18 protein-coding genes and 1 pseudogene are annotated in these 14,920 nt (G+C 61.1%); 14 read left to right on the forward strand and 5 right to left on the reverse strand.

Annotated elements, in window-relative coordinates; translation table 11 throughout:
• Positions 1–180: 180 nt before the first annotated feature.
• The 4 genes from O2S87_RS12005 (at position 181) to O2S87_RS12020 (ending at position 3,097) form a co-directional block, all read left to right on the forward strand.
• The gene (locus tag O2S87_RS12005; protein ID WP_475409030.1) at positions 181–924 is read left to right on the forward strand and encodes a DUF2797 domain-containing protein; all 744 of its coding nucleotides are present in this window, start codon (positions 181–183) and stop codon (positions 922–924) included.
• Positions 925–977: 53 nt separating this feature from the next.
• Positions 978–1,439, forward strand: a complete 462-nt coding sequence (locus O2S87_RS12010) for a hypothetical protein (RefSeq protein ID WP_475409031.1) — start codon at positions 978–980, stop codon at positions 1,437–1,439.
• Positions 1,440–1,516: 77 nt separating this feature from the next.
• Positions 1,517–2,779: an outer membrane protein assembly factor BamB family protein gene (locus tag O2S87_RS12015; RefSeq protein ID WP_475409032.1), complete on the forward strand. Its 1,263-nt coding sequence runs from the start codon at positions 1,517–1,519 to the stop codon at positions 2,777–2,779.
• A gap of 42 nt (positions 2,780–2,821) precedes the next feature.
• Positions 2,822–3,097, forward strand: a complete 276-nt coding sequence (locus O2S87_RS12020) for a ribonuclease P protein component 4 (RefSeq protein WP_475409033.1) — start codon at positions 2,822–2,824, stop codon at positions 3,095–3,097.
• A gap of 11 nt (positions 3,098–3,108) precedes the next feature.
• On the opposite strand, the gene O2S87_RS12025 is transcribed toward O2S87_RS12020, so the two are convergent.
• The 3 genes from O2S87_RS12025 to O2S87_RS12035 all read right to left on the reverse strand — a co-directional run bounded on the left by O2S87_RS12025 (position 3,109) and on the right by O2S87_RS12035 (position 4,721).
• Positions 3,109–3,246, reverse strand: coding sequence for a hypothetical protein (locus tag O2S87_RS12025; RefSeq protein WP_475409034.1), 138 nt, complete (start codon positions 3,244–3,246; stop codon positions 3,109–3,111).
• Between the two features lie 96 nt (positions 3,247–3,342).
• Positions 3,343–4,290 carry an alpha/beta fold hydrolase gene (locus O2S87_RS12030; protein WP_475409035.1) on the reverse strand — a complete coding sequence of 316 codons (948 nt, stop codon included), beginning with the start codon at positions 4,288–4,290 and terminating at the stop codon, positions 3,343–3,345.
• A 2-nt stretch (positions 4,291–4,292) separates the two neighbouring features.
• The gene (locus O2S87_RS12035; protein WP_475409036.1) at positions 4,293–4,721 is read right to left on the reverse strand and encodes a hypothetical protein; all 429 of its coding nucleotides are present in this window, start codon (positions 4,719–4,721) and stop codon (positions 4,293–4,295) included.
• A 303-nt stretch (positions 4,722–5,024) separates the two neighbouring features.
• Here O2S87_RS12035 and O2S87_RS12040 point away from each other — a divergent pair, with 303 nt between their 5' ends.
• From O2S87_RS12040 to O2S87_RS12055, 4 genes are all read left to right on the forward strand, one after another.
• On the forward strand, positions 5,025–5,858 hold the full coding sequence (locus tag O2S87_RS12040) for an AAC(3) family N-acetyltransferase (RefSeq protein ID WP_475409037.1): 834 nt from the start codon (positions 5,025–5,027) through the stop codon (positions 5,856–5,858).
• A 123-nt stretch (positions 5,859–5,981) separates the two neighbouring features.
• Positions 5,982–6,512, forward strand: coding sequence for a 50S ribosomal protein L16 (locus tag O2S87_RS12045; RefSeq protein WP_475409038.1), 531 nt, complete (start codon positions 5,982–5,984; stop codon positions 6,510–6,512).
• A 44-nt stretch (positions 6,513–6,556) separates the two neighbouring features.
• Positions 6,557–7,432 (forward strand): ATP-grasp domain-containing protein, encoded by an 876-nt coding sequence (locus tag O2S87_RS12050; RefSeq protein ID WP_475409039.1) that lies wholly within the window; start codon positions 6,557–6,559, stop codon positions 7,430–7,432.
• A gap of 49 nt (positions 7,433–7,481) precedes the next feature.
• Positions 7,482–7,844, forward strand: a complete 363-nt coding sequence (locus O2S87_RS12055) for a hypothetical protein (RefSeq protein WP_475409040.1) — start codon at positions 7,482–7,484, stop codon at positions 7,842–7,844.
• 48 nt (positions 7,845–7,892) lie between these two features.
• Here O2S87_RS12055 and O2S87_RS12060 read toward each other — a convergent pair whose 3' ends face one another.
• Positions 7,893–8,216, reverse strand: a complete 324-nt coding sequence (locus tag O2S87_RS12060; RefSeq protein ID WP_475409041.1) for a nuclear transport factor 2 family protein — start codon at positions 8,214–8,216, stop codon at positions 7,893–7,895.
• A 112-nt stretch (positions 8,217–8,328) separates the two neighbouring features.
• Between O2S87_RS12060 and O2S87_RS12065 the strand changes: the two genes are divergently transcribed.
• Both O2S87_RS12065 and O2S87_RS12070 read left to right on the forward strand, forming a co-directional pair.
• Positions 8,329–8,829, forward strand: a complete 501-nt coding sequence (locus tag O2S87_RS12065; RefSeq protein WP_475409042.1) for a DUF367 family protein — start codon at positions 8,329–8,331, stop codon at positions 8,827–8,829.
• Between the two features lie 66 nt (positions 8,830–8,895).
• The gene (locus O2S87_RS12070; protein ID WP_475409043.1) at positions 8,896–10,050 is read left to right on the forward strand and encodes a hypothetical protein; all 1,155 of its coding nucleotides are present in this window, start codon (positions 8,896–8,898) and stop codon (positions 10,048–10,050) included.
• Here O2S87_RS12070 and O2S87_RS12075 read toward each other — a convergent pair whose 3' ends face one another.
• On the reverse strand, positions 10,051–10,410 hold the full coding sequence (locus O2S87_RS12075; RefSeq protein ID WP_475409044.1) for a DUF5518 domain-containing protein: 360 nt from the start codon (positions 10,408–10,410) through the stop codon (positions 10,051–10,053).
• 275 nt (positions 10,411–10,685) lie between these two features.
• Here O2S87_RS12075 and O2S87_RS12080 point away from each other — a divergent pair, with 275 nt between their 5' ends.
• From O2S87_RS12080 to O2S87_RS12095, 4 genes and pseudogenes are all read left to right on the forward strand, one after another.
• Positions 10,686–13,070, forward strand: a complete 2,385-nt coding sequence (locus O2S87_RS12080; protein ID WP_475409045.1) for a heavy metal translocating P-type ATPase — start codon at positions 10,686–10,688, stop codon at positions 13,068–13,070.
• A gap of 44 nt (positions 13,071–13,114) precedes the next feature.
• Positions 13,115–13,483, forward strand: a complete 369-nt coding sequence (locus O2S87_RS12085; protein ID WP_475409046.1) for a WNWW family protein — start codon at positions 13,115–13,117, stop codon at positions 13,481–13,483.
• Positions 13,484–13,616: 133 nt separating this feature from the next.
• Positions 13,617–13,808, forward strand: a complete 192-nt coding sequence (locus O2S87_RS12090; RefSeq protein ID WP_475409047.1) for a YHS domain-containing protein — start codon at positions 13,617–13,619, stop codon at positions 13,806–13,808.
• A gap of 48 nt (positions 13,809–13,856) precedes the next feature.
• A pseudogene (locus tag O2S87_RS12095) lies at positions 13,857–14,795 on the forward strand (MBL fold metallo-hydrolase); the annotation flags it as partial.
• Positions 14,796–14,920: the final 125 nt, after the last annotated feature.

Here is a 14,920-nt window from a genome sequence, read left to right on the forward strand (position 1 = left end):
AGTCGACCGTCGGGTAGCCACTGGCTACGGCAGACAGTACGACTCGTAGATAGTGGCTACGAGCGAGGGTCGACAACGTAGGGACTGACTACTGGGGCTATGGTGGGTTGGGCGATACGGTTGTGACACGTCGCACGAAGCGATGAACACGGATTTATTCACCCGACCGGTAGGTCGACCGTGCAGATCGTGGGCTACGATTCGGCCGGTGGTGGACTTCTCGTCAGCGACAGCGAGCAGGTCACCTACCGTGATCTCGAAGCGGGGACCACGCTCGAATACACGCTCGGTGATCGACACTGCGCGGGGACGATCTCCGATGAGACCCACATTTGTTGTACGAATCCGACCGCACCCTTCTGTCGAGACCACCAACGGACGTGGGTCTGTGCGGTGTGTACCGGCACCTGTCTCAAAGACGAGATGGACTGTTTCGACGACCACGCGATCTATCTCGCAGCGTTCGCGCCCGATACGTTCAAAGTCGGTGTCACCAAGGCGTGGCGGCTCGAAACCCGACTCCGCGAGCAGGGCGCAGATCGGGCCGCCCATCTCAAGACGGTAGATGACGGCCGAATCGCCCGCCAATTGGAAGCCGAGATCGCCGAGGAGATACCCGACCGCGTGCGAGTCCCGACCAAGCTGGCCGGACTCGGCCAGTCGGTCGACCAGTCGGCGTGGGACGGCCGTCTCGATGCGTTCGATCCGATCGAGACCTTCACGTTCGACTACGGCCTCGAACTCGATCGCCAGCCGGTCGACGAGACAATCGCGACGGGGACGGTTCGCGGGACGAAGGGTCGGCTCTTGATTCTCGACCGGGGCGGATCGACCTACGCGGTCGATCTCCGGGATCTCGTCGGCTATACTGTAACGGAAGGCCGTGAAAGTCGAAACCTCCAGTCGAGTCTCAGCTCGTTTTGACGAGGAGGTCTGGATGAACAACCGTTTTCCCTCCCCCGGCCGAATCGTGAGCCATGACAGACGACGAATCACGGACGGCGGACGAGAATGACGAGGCGTCGACAGAGGTCGACGAGAATCAGTCGAACGGCGAGAGCCAAGAAAACGACGAAAGCGAGGAGAAATCCTTCCGCGAGCGTGTCGAAGAGATCCGCGAGAAGCGCCAACAAGAACGCGAACAGCGGGGCGAAGATGGCGCGCCGAACCCCGAAGGGATGATGGGCGGTGGCCCCGGCGGCCCCGGTGGAATGGGCGGCGGTGGCGGCAACCCCTTCGCCCAGATGATGAGCGGCATGATGGGCGGTGGCCCCGGCGGCCCCGGTGGAATGGGCGGCGGTCCCGGGGGTCCCGGCGCGCGCGGCGAGCAGTCGAGCGAGGGCAACGAACAGCTGGTTCGAGAGGTTCGACAGCTTCGCGACGAGGTTCGGGACGTCAACCGCGAGCTCCGGCGGATCGCCGACGCGCTCGAAGACTGATTGCAGTCGGTTTTGATCAACTATCGTGATGGGTTCGAATCGAATTCGTTAGGTATTACCACGACGTTCGTTCGCTAATGGACGATCCTGCGCCACCGACTCGCTCGACCGGTGGGCCCGCGCTCTCGCGACGGATGGCACTCGTTCTCGCAGGGGGTGGCTTGTCGACCTCGCTGACGGGCTGTCTCGCGGTTCGACAGACGGTTTCACGGCGGTTGCGGTCCGATGGGCTGAACGTTCTCTGGTCGAGCGAGCGAACAACTGAGTACGGTGGGAACCACCACCAGTTCGCTGTTCTCGACTCCGATAGCGAGACGATTATGGTCGCTCCACACAGCAGTCACACCGACAACACCGACTGTGGAATCACGGCATTGGACGCCGGCGGCGAGTCAGCGTGGCACTCGTCGACCGACCCCGAGTACTGCACACCACACGCGATTGGCGATATCGCTGTCGGGAGCCGGAGCGGCGAGCCCGAGATATTCGCCAGCACCGAACAGGGCGAGGTGCTCGGATTTGATCCAATGAGTGGCGAGCAGATCTTCGAGGTCGACGCCCTCGAATCGATCGGCTACACCGCGCCGGTCGTCGGCGAGTTCACCTCGTCGAATCAGGTTATCGCCGCCGATTTCGAGGGGATGATCGTCGCGATTGATGCGGACTCAGAGATCGTCTGGAGCCACGACCTCGACACCCGAATCAGCGTTTCCCCGCTTTTGGGCGACCTCACAGACTCCGGCGAATCGACCCTCGCGTTCGCGTACGGTCGACGCGATGAGTCCGATGTCTCGCTGTTCGGCCCCGATGGCGAGCACCGATGGACCGAACCCGTCGACGCGACGCCCTGGTCGTTCGGCCACTACGAAACGTCTGACGGGCCGGTGTTCGCGGTTGGTACCGTGGAGTCGGCCGCCTGTATCGATCCCAGCGGGGAGACGCGCTGGACCGTCCCGTTTGACGAGGCCGTTTCGGTCAGCGAGAGCCACGACGACCAGTTGATCCTCGGCGTCGACGACGGGATCGTTCGGTCGGTCGATATCTCTGATGGCGGTATCGAGTGGGTGCGAACGATCGAAGACGGCGATGACAAAGAGATGAGCGACCCGGTCGTCGGTGATCCCGTTGGTGATGGCACCGCGATCATCGCGGTGACGACGTACGCGGGTAAGGTAGTGCTGCTGGATACCGCCGGTGAGATTCTCGCGCGATACGATCACAACGAGCCGATCTATGTTTCGGCGAGGTTTGCCGATCTTACTGGCGACGGAAGCGACGATCTGGTCGTGATGGATGGCTACGGTCGACTGCTGGCGTTCGAGTTCTCGCCCGATTCGTAGAGTTCGGAACACCTAACCGACCACCACACGGCGATGAGAGTGATGAGCATCGCCGCCGAGCGAATCGAGATCCTGTTCGATCTGGCCACGTCCAGCGCGTCTGCTGGCGAGTTCGACCGCTCGCGGGAGTACGTTCGGTTGGCTCGCCGGATCGCCGAGCGAAATCGCTGTGGACTCCCTCGAGAGTTCAAGCGGTTTACTTGCCAGCAGTGCGATGTCGCGCTTCGCCCCGGCATCAACGCTCGTGTGCGACTCAACAACGGTCACGTCGTGATCCGGTGTGACTGCGGCGCCACCCGCCGCTACCCGTATAAGTAGCTGTCAGTCGACTACAACTGCCACGAGATCGGGACGCTCTCCGAAGATCGAATCCACGCCTCGTCGTTCTCGCTATTGTAAATTTCGACCGCCCCGTCGACGGTTCGAATCAGCAACTCCCCCTTTCCGTGTGGTTTGGTCCCAGCCATCGTGATAGTTGGACCCGAGTACCACAGCTATATGAATGTGTTCGACAACGATCTGTCCGTTTTGCGTATAAAAAGGGATATACAGCGACCGAACTACTATGTCTCCCGTGTCGGTGCGGGCGTCTGAATCTCGATCCCGACATCCTCAGGCGTGATCACGTCGGGCAGTTCCTCCTCCCGGTCGCCAGCGATGTCGGCGAGAATCTCTTTGATATAGGCGTTGAACAAGTGGGGGTGTTCGCTCATCGGGAAGTGGCCGATCTCGGCCATTTCCACTGCTGTCGCACCCTCGCCGATCCCCTCGGCGGTCTGTCGACCGTCTTCGGGCGTCGTCAGGTAGTCGTACTCCCCGTTGACGATGTAGAGGGGCACCTGATCGGCGTTCACGTCTCCCAGTTTATCGCGGTAGTCGTGGTCGACCGAGTAGTAGTACAGATCGCCCTTGAACACGCCCGTCGCGCCCTGCTCGTACAGATACATCGTCTCCCGCTTGGGCTGTTCCGGGCTCTGTGGGGCCATCAGTCCCCAACAGGCGTAGGCGTTGACCTCCGTCGTGTTGACGTGTGGGTGGTCCAGCCAGTCGATGTAGAAGCCGGGGCTGTGAGCGCCGCATTCGAGGCCGATCAGTGCCTGAAACCGGTCGGGATACCAGTCGGCGAGTTCGAGCGTGATGTTGCCGCCCATCGATGATCCCATATAAATCGGGTCTTCGAGATCAAGGGCGTCGACGAGGCCGACGAGCGTCTCGGTGAACCGCTTGGCGGTCATCGTGTAATCCTGCTCCCACCACGAATCGCTTGTCGGCGGCACGGATTTGCCGTGGAACGGCAGGTCGTGAGCGATGACGCGGTACTCGTCGGTGATCTCCTCGTCGGTCAGCAGGTGTCGCCACTCCTGGCAGTTGTTGCCCGCCGTGTGCTGACAGAGCAGCGGGGTCCCGTCTTCGGGACCGGCTTCCTCGAAGTAGACGCGGTGGTCGGTGCCCTCGATCTCGACGTGAACGTACTTGCCGGAAATCGGCTCGATCTCTCCGTGTTCTGCCATTGTTAGCTCCCTCCACTGTTGTGTGTGACTCGCATCAGATCCAACGCCCGCTGGAAGGGACGCAGGTTCTGGAAGATGCGTTTGTTGTCGCCGGTCATCAGCAGGTGGCCCTCCTCGTTGCGGACCGCACTCCGGTAGTGGGAGGCGACGATCTCGTGGTTGAACGCCGGTGGGGTCTCCTGGACGAACTCGGTCCAGGCCTCACGGTCGCCCTCGACGCCGAATGCCCACTGGTCGTTGAGCGTCGGGTTCGGGATGACGTGTCGAACCTCACCGCCGTCCATCTCGATGAGGAACCGCTCCTCGCCGATGTCGACGTAGAAGTTCTCGTTGAATTCCTTGTGGCCCCGAACCTTCATTTCGGGGTCGCTGTTCACCGTCTCCTTGTACTGTTCCCACCACTCGTGGGTTGCGAACTCGTCGTCATTCATGCATCTGTGACCCACTGAAAGCAGTCGGTTGGCAGTTCAATAAACAGTGTTACAACCCCTCATGGATGTGCGGAACACGAGACAGTAGCCGAACTCGAATGGACGTACCAAACACGCGAAAGCGGTCGAAACGGACGGTAAACGGACGGTAAAATTCGCATCGTGATATTAAAGTAGCGACAATCGCACAACAAAAATAGCACATCCATCGGCAGTTGGACAGAACGGCTAACCGTGGCTGTCGACAACTAAGGGAAACGTTGCATGGTTCGGACAGCCCGACCAGCGCCTGCAGAGCACACAATGAAGCCACGTGTTCAGCCCGCTGCGGCGAGCGACCACTACCAAACCGCCCGCACGATCCGCAACCGTGCCTTTATGCAGTGCCGACGTCGACTTCGGTCGAGACCGATCGGTCCGGTTGCCGAATCGAAGCTAGAGCGCATTTTGAATGGGTACAGCGACGAGACCGTCTTCGTCCACATCGGGCTTAGCGACATCAACGCTGCCTTCGGGGGCGACCCTTTCGAGTTCGTTTTCGACACCCTCGAAGAGCACTTCCAGAGCGTGCTCACGCCCGGCTTTACGCCCTCGTTCCGCAAGCAAGACGGCCGAATCTACCACAAACAGTTTTCCGCTCCTCGGTTCGGGACGTTTGCGAAGCTGTTTCATCGCCGGGCCGACTACCGAACCGACGACGCGACCAACTCCGTTTTGGGTCGAGGGCCGTACCGATTCTCCGACTGTGATCACCACAACACGTGGGGCCGAAAGGGCTGTTTCGCCCAACTCGACCGCGATGACGTGCTGTATTTGAATATTGGAACCGAGTGGCTCACTGCATCCCAACTCCATTTCGTCGAATGGGACGCCGAGGTTCCCTACGTCCAGGCCGCCGACTACGAGGGCGTGATCTACTACGACGAAACCAACCACGAGCCGGTCTGTCAGCGAACCCACGACTACACCAGGACCGTCACGTGGAACCGTGCCAAACTCGCCGACGAGTTGGCCGCCGAGGGTGTCGTCGACCGTTACAACTGCAACGGCCTGCGTCTCTTTGCGTTCAATGCCCAAGCGCTCCGCGAGGCACTCGAACCGAAACTCGCGGTCGACCCCTACTATCTCGTGACCTGATCCGTCCCTTTTTCAGCGGTCCAGTCGCCTCATTCGACCGTGTGACTGGCTCACAGGCCGAAAATCGCGAGATTCCATCGAAGGCCTTATTTGGGGCTGCGGCGTTCGACTCGATAAGTAACCATGGGAGACAAACCTGCCTCGATGTACAGGGATATCGACAAGCCCTCGTACACTCGACGTGACTACATCACTGGGATTCCACAGTCCAAGATCGCACAGCACAGCATGGGTAACCTGCAGGCCGATCCTAAAGATTATCCGGTCCAGATCAGCCTCGTCACCGAGGAAGCCGTCCAGCTGCGCCACGGCTCGCTCGAATCCTCGCGGCTGTCGGCCAACCGTCACCTGCTGAAAACGCTCGGTGAGGGCAACTACAAGATGGTTCTTCGGAAGTTCCCCCACCAGATTCTTCGCGAGAACAAACAGGCGACCGGTGCGGGTGCAGACCGTGTTTCCGACGGAATGCGACAGTCGTTCGGCAAAATCGTCAGCACCGCCGCCCGAATGGGTGCCAACGAGACGATCTTTACGGCTTACTGTGAACCAGATCAGGCTCCGGTCGTCAAGGAAGCGTTCCGACGCGCCTACAACAAGATCTCGCCGCCGTGCCGCATCGTCGTCGACCGTGGCGAGAAGCTGCTCGTCTCGTAGAGCGAAGCGCCACCCCTTTTATTTCTCCCACCAACTACGAGCGTATGCTCCGGCTTGCGCTGTCGACGAACGCCGAAACCTTCGAGCGACTCCGCGAGCCACTCGCCGACCGCGGTATCTCGATTGACCACCTCCAGGCCAAAGAGCGATCGATTCGGCTGACTGGCCACGAGCCAGTCGACCCTTCCGCCGAGTTCGACGTTGGACTCGTCTTTCCGGGTCGACTCATGGAGGGAACAGCCCTCAATGCCATCTACAACATTCCGTGGGTCAACGACCGCGAAGCCGTCCTCACCTCCCGCAACAAGGGTGGCGTGATCGCGGCCCTTGAGGCCGCCAACCTGCCGGTCCCCGAGACGGTGATGGTCTCGAACCCGGTCGACGAGTCGGTCGTCGTCGACGCCGTCTCCCAACTCTCGTTTCCGGTGGTCGTCAAACCCAACTCGGCGACCCGCGGCGTCGGCGTCGCAAAGGCGGCGGATATGGACTCGCTGCTGGGGATCGTCGACTACCTCAACCTGATCCACGACTACCGAGCGACCGGCGACAAATCCTATCTGATCCAGGAGTTTCTGCCCAACGCGCGGGACTATCGCGTAATGATCGTCGACGGCGAGTACGTCGGCGCAGTCGAGCGTCGACTGCCCGAGGTGCTGGCTGAGGGCCGGTGGAAACACAACGTCCACCGCGGCGCTGAGGCGACGGGCGTCTCGCTACCCAACGACCATCGTCGACTCGCCGAGGATGTGGCCGAGACGCTCGGGATTTCCTATCTGGGCGTCGACCTCCTCGAAACGAACGATCGACTCGTCGTTAATGAGACCAACGCCCGGCCGACGGTCGACGCTGCGACGAAGTACAAGCCCGATTTCTACGACCGGCTGGCAACACTTATAAATGAGACTGCTCGTGGAGAGTAGTGTCTGTCGACAGGAACACCTATTATTCAATTCGTTGATTTATTTGGGTATGCGGCTGATTAAATACAATCTCGTGCTCTTCGCAGTGATGGCAGGCGTGGGGAGCGTTGTGTCCGTACTCATCGGTTCTACAGGGCCAACGAGAATTGCAACGATATGGGGGACACCAGTTGGTGCTGTCATCGGTATCAATATCGCTCTCACCGAGACGGAGATGACCGACGAACTCCAATCGTTGAAATCTGCAGCCCTGTGGGCGTTTGCTGTCGTCTCAATCGGGCTTTCGGTAGTAGTAACCTATCGTGAATTAGGAACTGGAACTGCGAGTACTGATCTCGTTTGGATCGTGCTCCCTGGTCTCCTGTTATTTGTTCTCTATACTCCCGTCTCTACACTCATACAGAATTCGTGACTTGTTCAACGATTCCAAAACGAGGGTGGTGAGGCTGTTAAACGGTAGTTATGAGAACGTGTCGACCGCGAGAATCTGTCCCTCGTCGAACCGGAACACGTCGATGAAGTCGAACAGTTCGGAGCCGTCGGCGTCAAACAGCCGACCGTGTGCTGCGAGGCTTGCGGTCGATTCGAGGAGGCTGTCAACGCGGTGGGTAGTGTCCATTTTCGGCCGGTCGTGTCGCATGAAGTCGACGAACGCCTCGCGGCTGTCGAAGCTCCGGTCGGGCCTGTGCTGGACGAAATCAGGGTGGAGAAGCGACTGCAGGGTTTCATACTCGTCTTGATCGAGACACCGGTAGTATTCGGCGACGAGCGTCGACTGATCCATACGGAGTGGTCGTGAGGGTCGACAAAGAACGTTATCCCACGCGGCCAGCGAAGAATCGACACCGACGGTCGAACGCGCGGTTTTTAGCGACGCCAAACAGACACTGGGTATCGTGGACCTGCACATCCGGTATGAGGGTGACGACGACCCACAGAAGTGTACGGCCCGGAAGTTAGCAAAATTCGACCGCGCTGTCCTCCACCGCAGCCATCGGGCCACCCCCTACGGGATCGTCCTCAACCCTCACGCCGAGCAGGCCCTCTCGCCCGCTGACCGCTCTGTTGCTGACAAGGGTGCGCTCGTTGCTCTCGACTGCTCGTGGGAGTCCGCTGGCGAAGCCCAGTTCACTCTCGCTGGCGAGCATCGGGCGCTGCCGTATCTCGTGGCCGCCAATCCCGTCAACTTCGGTCGACCGATGCAGCTCACAACGGTCGAAGCCCTCGCGGCGGCGCTCTGTATCTTCGACGAGCGCGAGCAGGCCGACGACATTCTCTCGAAGTTCACGTGGGGCGAGACGTTCCTCGAACTCAATGACGAACCGCTTGGGCGCTATGCCGACTGCACAGACTCGACGGAAGTGGTCGACATCCAGCAGGAATACCTCGACCGCTGATTCATTTTTCGACGACTGTAATCCGAGAACGAACAACCTATCACCGCCCGCTTTGAGACGCAGGTAATGAGTGGGGCGATTACGGAGCGAACGCTGGCGGATCACCAGTGGATTGTCGACCGAATCTGGCAGCAGTATCCCGACCAACAGAACAGCACTTCCTCGTCGTGGTGGTGGTTTATTCTGTTTCCCGAAGGTGAGGAGGGGTACGGTCCCGAACAGCTGATGTTTTCGATTGCCGCGCGCGCGGGCGACGAGATTCGCGTCAACGATATTTCGATGCCAGGACTAGATCTCGACCGACCTATCGACAACGGTGTCGACGAGTTCAGTGCGATCTCGGTCGGCTGGTACGGTGACGACGAGGCCGTCCACGATAGACTCGTAAATCAGCCAGCCACCGCGCGGCTCTCGCCTGATGGGTCGATTACGGCGTGGGCCGAACGCGCGGAGGGCAAACACGGTGGCGAAATAAGGGAATTAGCCGACCGTCCACTCGGACTGGAGGCCCACTTCGTTGGCGCGAAGGGCGAAGCCAAGTTCGAGGCGTGGGGCGACCTTCAGAATCGTGTCGACTCACCTGTCCAAGCCATGGATACCCACACTCCGGTCGGCGGAATGGATCTCGTCGCGTGGCGACGAATGCAGTTCGAGGGGACGTTCGATTTGCCCGACGGCTCCGAACAGCTCGAAGGAATCTGCTACTTCCAGCGCGTCTGTCTCAACCTTCCGTTGTTCCCGTGGAAGTGGATCTGGGCCTTTTTCCCCGACGGCACCGCGTTTTCGGCGTTCGTTCCCTTCGTTGGCCCGCAACTGCTTAGGCGTGGGTATCGCTTTTTTGATTCGAATCGATTGGAACGGTCGACGATCCCAGTCAAGCAGTCGGCACTGTGGGAGTCGTCGACCGGCGACCGGATCGTCGAGTTCGATTCGGCAACCATCGAGCCGGTGTTCGACGGTGGACCCCACCCACACTTCGAGGTCGAAGTCGACGACGGTGCGGGCAACTTCATCGAGTTCACCGCGACCAGCTACGGCCACTCGCGGAACTACATCGACCGCTCGCTGTTCGGTGGACTGACCGAAAGTCACTGGAGTTACAACGAGTACCTGTTCCGAATGGAGGATTTAAAAGGGAAGGTCGGCGGTAAGCGGATAACTAGCGAGACGATGGGACAGGCGTTCGGGACGCTGGAGTACGCTTGCGGACTCGGGCTATAACTACGAGAAGACCGCCCCGAGCGCGCCAGCCAGCGCACTGTCGACGGCGAAGATGAACGTCACGACGAGCCCGGCGACCAGCACGCCACCGAAGCCGAAGGCACCACCGAGCGGTCCGCCGACCAATCCGAGGACTCCGGCGAGGATCGCAAAACCGATCGTAAGTACGACCCCGGCGACCGACCCTGCGAGCAGGCCGTGCCACGCTCCGCTCGCCAACCCGCCACCCGCGAGATAGCCCGCCGCAAGGCCGCCGATGATTCCGGCCCCGATGTGGCCGACAACCGGGAGGCCGGTTGCTAATGCGCCCACGATCACGATTACGATGAAGCCGATACCGACCGCTCGCCAGTTCGTCATACCACTCCGTAGGACACTGGCAGACAAAAGCCCGACGGCAACCGCTGTTGGCGATCGATGACCGCCGAACGCTCCTTCGACCGTTCCGTAGCAACGATTTCCTGTCGCCCTCGGTCGCCTCCGACACACCAATCAAGTACGTCGACGCCCTATGTCCACTCATTGACGAGACACGAGTGGTAATAACATAATGGCGATCCCAACCAATCATTCTAGCAACTCGACCCGATTTTTAGCAGCTGAGTTAATAACCTTCGAGCAGCTACTCGCTACTAATGACTGCAGATAACGCCAGCGAGGAGTCGACCGCGAGCTGTTGTGATAGCGACAGCTGTGGCGGTTCGGTCGACGACAGTGCGACCACGCTTGGGTCGACCGAGGCCGCGGCCACGCTCTCGCTGTCGGTCCCCTCGATGGACTGTGCCTCCTGTGCGAGCAAGGTCGAGGCCAGTGTCTCCAAACTCGACGTGAGCGAGATCGACGCCCGACCCACCTCGGGGACGCTGCTCGTCGGCTACGACCCTGACCGCGTCTCTCCTGAGGCGATCCACGACCGCGTCGAGGCCGCAGGCTACGAAATCGAGGACGACGAGCAACCACACGACCCGACGGCGGTCTGGAAAAGCTGTCGGGCGATTCGCACCTTCCTCGGGGCCGTGCTCATGCTCACCGGGATCGTTTTCGAGTGGATCGTCCCGGGGGCGAACACGACCCTCGCGACCGTCTTCGGTGCTGAACTCGGCGTCGACTGGTTGGCCTACGTCGCCGCGGCCGCCATTGCGGGCTCGACCATCGTTCGCAACGGCTACTACTCGATCCGAAACCTGAGTCTCGACATCGACCTGCTGATGACCGGCGGTATCATCGGCGCGCTGGCGGTCAATCTCCCGTTCGAGGCCGCGACGCTCGCGGTGCTGTTCAGCGTCGCTGAACTGCTCGAACGCTACTCGATGGACCGGGCCCGCGGCTCGCTGCGGGAACTGATGGAACTCTCGCCCGAAACTGCCACGGTCCTCGACGACGGCGAGGAGCGTGTTGTCCCGGCCGAGGAGGTCGACGTTGGCGACCGCGTCGTCGTCCGACCCGGCGAGAAGGTGCCGGTCGACGGGATCATCCGCGAGGGCGACAGCGCGCTCGACGAGTCGCCGATCACCGGCGAGAGCGTTCCCGCCGACAAGGGGCCGGGCGACGAGGTCTATGCGGGCAGCATCACCGAAGCCGGCTACCTGGAGGTCGAGACGACCGCGTCGGCCGATGAGTCGACCATCGCCCGCGTGATCGAACTCGTCGAGGACGCCGAGGGCCAGCAAACGGAAACCGAGCAGTTCGTCGACCGGTTTGCAGCCGTCTACACGCCGATCGTCGTCGTCGCCGCGCTGTCGACGATGGCGATTCCACCGCTCCTCGGCTGGGGGGCGTTCACCGAGTGGTTCGTCCGCGGGCTGACCCTTCTCGTCGTCGCCTGTCCCTGCGCGTTCGTCATCTCGACGCCCGTTTCAGTCGTCTCGGGACTGACAAGCGCCGCACGCAACGGCGTCCTTATAAAAGGAGGAACGCACCTCGAAGCCATGGGCGACGTGGAGGCAGTCGCCGTCGACAAAACCGGGACGCTCACGACCGGCGATCTCGGCGTGACCGACGTGATCGCGCTCAACGGCAACAGCGAGGCCGACGTGCTGGGGTGTGCCGGAGCGCTCGAACGGCGCAGCGAGCACCCGATTGCCGCGTCGATCGTCGACTACGCCAACGAGCAGGCAACCGACAGCGACGACCGAGCGGTCACCAACTTCGAGGCGATCACCGGAGAGGGTGTCCGGGCTGAACTCGACGGCCTCACCCACTACGCTGGCAAACCCGCGCTGTTTGCCGATCTCGGCTTCGATCTCGAACATGCACATCTTGAATCGGATGGCGGCATGTCGACCGAACTCGCCGACGACGAGGCGTCGACGCTTGAAAAGGAGCGATCGGCCTGCGAACACGGTAGCTACCTCGATCTGGTCGCCAACACGATTCCGCGACTCCAGAACGAAGGGAAAACAGTTGTCCTCGTCGGAACCGAGGACGAACTGGAGGGCGTGATTGCTATCGCCGACACCGTTCGCCCGGAGGCCGCGTGGGCCGTCGACCGACTCAAAGCACAAGGGATCGAGCGGGTCGTCATGCTCACCGGTGACAACGAGCGCACGGCGCAGGCGATCGGCCAGCAGGTCGGCGTCGACGAGGTCCGGGCCGACCTCCTGCCAGAAGAGAAGGTCGACGCCGTGCGCGAACTCCGGGAAGCCCACGAGGGCGGAGTGGCGATGGTCGGCGACGGGATCAACGACGCCCCGGCGCTGGCGACCGCCACTGTGGGGATCGCCATGGGCGCGGCCGGAACGGATGCTGCGCTCGAAACCGCGGACATCGCGCTGATGGCCGACGATCTCACGCGGCTGCCGTACCTTTACGAACTGTCGACGACCGCCAGCGGCGTCATTCGCCAGAACATCTGGTCGAGCCTCGGGGTCAAACTCCTCCTTGCGGTCGGTGCGCCGCTGGGCTACGTCTCGGTGCTGATGGCGATCGTTATCGGCGATATGGGAATGAGCCTAGGTGTCACCGGCAACGCGATGCGGTTGGCTGGCGTTGAACCGGCCGAACCCGACTCGATATCCTGACTGCAAGTGAATTTGTCGTCGGGTTATGGATCGATCATTGGTAGATGCGTCACTCGTTGTCGTGTGATACGTTCACACGAATCCGCGAGAGTCATAGCTTTCCAGCCCCAACTACCACTGTGGATACGACCCACCTTGACGACACCCTCCAGCGCGAGTTCGGCGGCAGCCCCGCCGAGCGACGCGTCGTCGTCCGCCAAGCCCGTGACCTCGTCGACTCCGGAAAGGCGACCGCCGACCGCGGCCGTCAACTGACGATCGACGAACTCGTGAGCCACCTCCACGACGCCCCCGCCGACTCGGATCTAATCGAGCGGTGGAACTGGTGGATGGGTGCGCTCGACGTCGCCTACGGCGGTTACGAGCGGTTTTCGGTGCGCTTCGTCGAAGACGAACCGGGTGTCAACATCTGACGACCTCGCCTGCCCTCTTTTGGCACGGCCACGAGCGATCGCTGAAGCTCGTAACTGATTCTCGATGCAGTCGAGAACAACCGAACAGTATCCCGCCAGAGCTGTTGAGACCATACACCCAGTAGGACCGAGTATGCATTCCTGTGCGGTCTGTGGCGTCGACATCGAACACCGAACCACGACTCCAGATTCGGGCTACGGCAGCGAGGAGTATCCGCCCGCCCAAACCGAACACGACGGAGAGATCTACCAGTTCTGTAGTGTTGCGCACAAAGAGACGTTCGAGAACGAGCCCGAGCGATTCGTCGACGCGGCTGCGGAGTAACCAGCCAAACCGACGGATGAAAATGGGTTGCCAACCACGGAGCTACTAATGGAACTGCAGTTTCTCGGAGGTGCGGGCGAGGTCGGCCGCAGTGCGATCCTCGTCAACGACCGCCTGCTTCTCGACTACGGCACCCTCACTGCGACCCCGCCCCAGTACCCCGTCGGCGATATAGAGCCCGATGCCGTCGTCGTCTCCCACGGGCATCTCGACCACGTCGGTGCGATTCCGGCCCTGCTTTCGGGATCGAAGCGGCCCGAGATCCACTGGACGCCACCGACCGCCGAACTCGCCCGGATTCTCGCGCGTGACACGCTCAAACTCCATGGCGGAACGATGCAGTGTCCGTTCACCGAGACACACGTCGCCCGAATGAGTGAAGTCGATACCCGCCACGGCTACGGTGAGGCGTTCGAGGCGGCAGGACACGAGATCACCTTTTATAATGCGGGCCACATCCCCGGCTCGGCGCACGTACTGGTCGACGACGGCGACACACGGCTGTTATATACTGCTGACTTCCACACCGACGATACACGCCTTCTTTCGGGGTCGACCGCCCGACCTGAAGCGGACATCGTCATCTGTGAGTCGACCTACGCGAACGTGACACAAGAGGCGCGCGAGGCGGTCGAATCGCGGTTTTCGGAGACCGCCAGAACGACGATGTGGGAAGGCGGCACCGTCGTGGTTCCGGCGTTCGCCATCGGCCGAACACAGGAGTTGCTCATGGTCTGTGCGGCCCACGATTTGGAGTGTTACGTCGACGGGATGGGCACCGAGGTGCTCTCGATACTTCGGCAGTACCCCGAGTTCGTTCGCGATGCCGACGCGCTGGGTCGGGCCGCCCGCCACGCCCGCAAGGTCACCGGCCGCGACGGCCAGCGCAAGCGGATCGCCGATCAGAACACGGTGATCGTCACCACCAGCGGCATGCTCTCGGGTGGTCCAGCGATGACCTACATCCCCGAAATTCGGACCGATCCTAGAGCCTGTCCAAGAAACACCGACAGAAACGTCAGATTCTGTAGCTCTTGAGCGTTCATTACGGTAAATTTATCTAGCTGAAAATACTATACGGCGTAAGGATTTACTCGTGACGTTTAATTTTA

The organism is Halohasta sp. A2 (assembly GCF_056175805.1).